4 protein-coding genes are annotated in these 3,966 nt (G+C 36.2%); 3 read left to right on the top strand and 1 reads right to left on the bottom strand.

Going from position 1 to position 3,966, the window contains the following annotated elements; all coding sequences use genetic code 11:
- Window positions 1-8: 8 nt before the first annotated feature.
- Window positions 9-1,610, bottom strand: a complete 1,602-nt coding sequence (locus tag ABWO41_RS16295; protein WP_353140301.1) for a S41 family peptidase — start codon at window positions 1,608-1,610, stop codon at window positions 9-11.
- 137 nt (window positions 1,611-1,747) lie between these two features.
- Here ABWO41_RS16295 and murQ point away from each other — a divergent pair, with 137 nt between their 5' ends.
- Genes murQ through ABWO41_RS16280 form a run of 3 tightly spaced genes read left to right on the top strand, consistent with a single transcriptional unit; the run spans window position 1,748 to window position 3,603 of the window.
- Entirely contained in the window at window positions 1,748-2,563 is an 816-nt protein-coding gene (gene murQ / locus ABWO41_RS16290; protein ID WP_353140300.1) for an N-acetylmuramic acid 6-phosphate etherase, read from the top strand.
- A gap of 5 nt (window positions 2,564-2,568) precedes the next feature.
- Window positions 2,569-3,135, top strand: coding sequence for a hypothetical protein (locus ABWO41_RS16285; protein WP_353140298.1), 567 nt, complete (start codon window positions 2,569-2,571; stop codon window positions 3,133-3,135).
- Between the two features lie 60 nt (window positions 3,136-3,195).
- Complete coding sequence (locus tag ABWO41_RS16280) at window positions 3,196-3,603, top strand: OsmC family protein (RefSeq protein ID WP_353140296.1); 408 nt, start codon at window positions 3,196-3,198, stop codon at window positions 3,601-3,603.
- Window positions 3,604-3,966: the final 363 nt, after the last annotated feature.

Raw genomic sequence — 3,966 nt, 5'->3', positions numbered from 1 at the left:
ATGTAATATTAATTTTTAGAAAATACCTCTAATGCTTTAGCTAATATGGTGTCTGTGCTATTTAGCGCTCTGTAAAAACCTTCCTCTTTAAAATGAAATCTGGCAAGAAGAGATTTGATTTCACTCTTTAATCGGGGAGCAGATTTTTTGAGATCTTCAGGAGTTGCTTTAATGTCTTTGTTTTTCAGAAAAGTAAGCAGTCTGGAAAAGTCCTCGTCTTTTATGGCATATTCTTTATAAAATTGTTCGGCACTCTTATATGGCTCGGCAAGCGGTTCCTGAGCTAGGAATCTGTAAGTAAATTCCAGGAGTAAATTTTGACTATTTATTTTTTTGTAGAAACTGGTTAAATAGGAAGTGTCTAACGGAATATAATAATCCGGAGTTATGCCACTTGCATCGAAAACCAAACGACCTTTAGCTGTTTTAAAAGTATGCTGTGCTACATGGTGTTTCTTTACGCTGTCTATATAAAAATCTTCTTCTTTATTTTGATAGAGACTATGATAATAAGACTTATTACCTTTTGCGTAAGATCTTTGGATAGATCTGCCCGATGGTGTAAAATACCTTGCTACTGTAAGATTCATAGCCGATCCGTCATCAAAAGCAAACTGTTCCTGCACCAGTCCTTTACCAAAAGATCTTCGGCCAATAATTACCCCTCTATCTAAATCCTGAATTGCGCCTGCTACAATTTCGCTTGCCGATGCACTTTGTTCGTCAATCAGGATAGCCAATTTTCCGTTTTCAAATAGTCCGTAATCTGTAGCCCTGTACTCTGTTCTTGGCTCATGCAATCCCTTTGTATAAACTATTAATTCCTTGTCTTTAAGAAACTGGTCGGCTAACCCGGTTGCTGCGCTTAAATAGCCACCTCCATTTCCTCTCAGATCCAGAATTAGGTTTTTCATGCCTTTTTCTTCCAACTGTAAAAGCTCATTAGCAAAGTCATCTTCCGTCTTAATATCAAATTTGCTTATTTTTATATAGGCTGTTTCTTTGTCCAGCATATACGATACGTCTATACTGCTGATGACAATATGGTCTCTAATGATTGAAAATTGCTGTGGTGTTTTATTTCCGCTTCTAAGAATAGAAACCTTTACTTCGCTACCTTTTTTTCCTTTTAATCTGTTAACGAGATTATATGCTAAAAGCCCTTTTCCTGTAATCCCTTCTCCGTTAACGGCAATAATTTTATCTCCTTTTTTTAACCCCGCTTTTTCGGAAGGACCGCTGGGTCTTACAGAAGTGACCAAGATAGTATCTGAAAGCAGGTAATATTCTATGCCTATTCCTTCGAAATTTCCTTCCAGTTTTTCATTTTGCTTCTTTGCTTCGGTAGGCGGAAGATATATAGAATGTGGGTCGAGGTGTGTTAGTATTTCTCCGATTGCCATATGCTCCAAAGAATCAACATTAACAGAATCGACGTAATTTTTTCTTATGAGATTTAAAACCCTGTTCACTTTATTGTTCCTTCCAAAATCAATAGATAAGTTCTCTCCTATTTTGTATTGGTCATATTTAGCACCCAAAACAAAGCTGAAAGCCATAGCTAAGCAAAAGCCAGGAATATAAAGGAAATTCTTATTGTTTGATTTCATGAAACTAACTCATACAAATTTAAGAACAAGAAAGCGATTAAACATGCTTTTAGCTTTAAAAAGCTAATTTTTTTGATTTATGAGCTGAAATTTATATTAACAAAATGTTTTTCGATATTTGAACAAACTTAATGTGTATGGATAAAGCTACAGAATCTGAATCACGTTACAGCGATTTAGATCAAATGTCTGTTTGTGAGTTGTTGGATAATATAAATCAGGAAGATAACTCTGTGCCTCTGGCGGTTAATAAAGTAATTAAAGATATTGAAAAACTGGTATTGTCTATTATTCCGAGAATGGAAAAAGGAGGACGACTTTTTTATATTGGAGCCGGTACAAGCGGACGGTTAGGAGTGGTTGATGCTTCGGAATGTCCCCCTACTTTTGGCGTAGGTTTTGACAAAGTTATCGGAATTATTGCAGGTGGAGATGGTGCGATCAGGAAAGCGGTAGAGTATGCAGAAGACGATACAGAACAAGCCTGGAAAGATTTGGAGAGCTATCAGATCAATGAGAAAGACGTTGTTATCGGTATAGCTGCTTCTGGTCATACTCCTTATGTTTTAGAAGGACTGAAAAAGGCAAACAAAGCCGGAATTTTAACCGGATGTATTGTTTGTAATGCAGGAAGTCCAATTGCTGCTGCGGCACAATGTCCTATAGAGGTAATAGTTGGTCCGGAGTTTATAACTGGGTCTACCAGAATGAAAGCCGGTACCGCACAAAAATTAGTCTTGAATATGATTAGTACTGCAGTAATGATTAAGCTGGGGCATGTTAAGGGCAATAAAATGGTAGATATGCAGCTAACAAATAATAAATTGGTAGATAGAGGCGTAAAGATGTTAATGATGGAAATTGGCATAGATGAAGAAACTGCTTCATATTTGCTGAAAAAGTACGGAAGTGTGCGTAAAGCAGCAAATGCCTTTATGAAAGAAAATGTTTAGGAATTATGCATGAGATAGAGCCTTTTTATAAGTGGAGAGATGATTACATCGCGGCAGAAGATGAAAGGTCTCCTTTCTTTAATACAGAATATAGTGAGTTCTACTACGATAAGCAGATTTATAATTTCTTATTACATCCCCAGTGGGACTTTTTTGGTTCGCCGACTTTATATTTAAAGGTCCTGTTTGTTGATTATGACCGTCAGTATGCTATCATAGAATTTATCGGAGAATGGAATGATGCTATTACGAATGATATTATGCTATTGAAGCGAGAGATATTAGAGACCATGATGGATGAGGGAATTAATAAATTTATTCTTATAGGAGAAAATGTCCTGAATTTCCATGCCTCTGATGATTGTTACTACGAAGAATGGTTTCAGGATGTAGAAGACGGCTGGATAGCGGGAGTTAACTTTAGGGAACACGTTATTGATGAATTTAAAAGCATAAATCTCGATTATTACATCAATTTTGGGGGACAGCTGGATGATGTGAATTGGCGTCAGTTAAAACCTCTACAGTTTTTTAAAAGAGTTGAAGAGCTTCTAATGAGACGTTTGAACTAGATAAGTTGCAAGTGTAAATAGAACTCAAAAAATAAGCATAATCTAAATCCTATCAATAAAATGGCAACATCAAAAGTTAAATATATTGGTTCTTTAAGAACTACAGCAACACACTTGAAGTCTGGAGAAACTATTATTACTGACGCTCCTGTTGATAACAATGGAAAAGGCGAAGCCTTTTCTCCCAGCGACTTATTGGCAACTTCACTGGCTAATTGCATGATAACCATTATGGGAATGGCTGCTAATACACACGATATTAAATTAGGAGAGGTTGAAGCAGAGGTTACTAAAGTAATGGTGACAGAACCCAGAAGAGTTTCTGAGATTCATGTTAATTTTAATTTTCCTAATAAATCAGTTTATAGCGATAAAGAAAAGAAGATTTTGGAGCATGCAGCTATGACTTGTCCGGTATTTTACAGCTTACATCCAGATATCAAAAAAGAAGTGCAGTTTAACTGGTAGCCTAAATCTTGTAAGATCTAAGTGATTTTACTTAGACTTCTCCTATACTGCTTCGGGGTTTCTTTGGGAAATACCCCCTGTTTCTCGAAGAAGACTCGAAGGAATGTAAATAAATGCCGGCAGAACTCAGAAAACACTGGCAAAATGTAGCAAGTGATGCCGCTGCCTATCCGAAAATAATGACAGATTTGTTGAAAATGTACTATTGAAGGTATTCAAAGGGAAATTGAGGGTATTTATTTACCCATTCCCTAACAATGAAACTACCCTCTTATAAAATTAAGGTTTAAATACTCCTAAACCTGGTTGTTAACCATTGTGGTAAATATATCTTTGAAAGAATAAAAATAAGCCGAGGGTATT

Source organism: Pseudopedobacter sp. (assembly GCF_040392825.1).
Lineage (GTDB): Bacteria > Bacteroidota > Bacteroidia > Sphingobacteriales > Sphingobacteriaceae > Pseudopedobacter.
Note: the sequence above shows the minus strand (reverse complement) of the source record. Positions and strands in the feature narration are given on the sequence as shown.

Bases quoted from the DNA above. Each gene is read 5' to 3' on its own strand.
- ABWO41_RS16295 (WP_353140301.1), bottom strand. From the start codon at position 1,610: ATGAAATCAAACAATAAGAATTTCCTTTATATTCCTGGCTTTTGCTTA.
- murQ (WP_353140300.1), top strand. From the start codon at position 1,748: ATGGATAAAGCTACAGAATCTGAATCACGTTACAGCGATTTAGATCAA.
- ABWO41_RS16285 (WP_353140298.1), top strand. From the start codon at position 2,569: ATGCATGAGATAGAGCCTTTTTATAAGTGGAGAGATGATTACATCGCG.
- ABWO41_RS16280 (WP_353140296.1), top strand. From the start codon at position 3,196: ATGGCAACATCAAAAGTTAAATATATTGGTTCTTTAAGAACTACAGCA.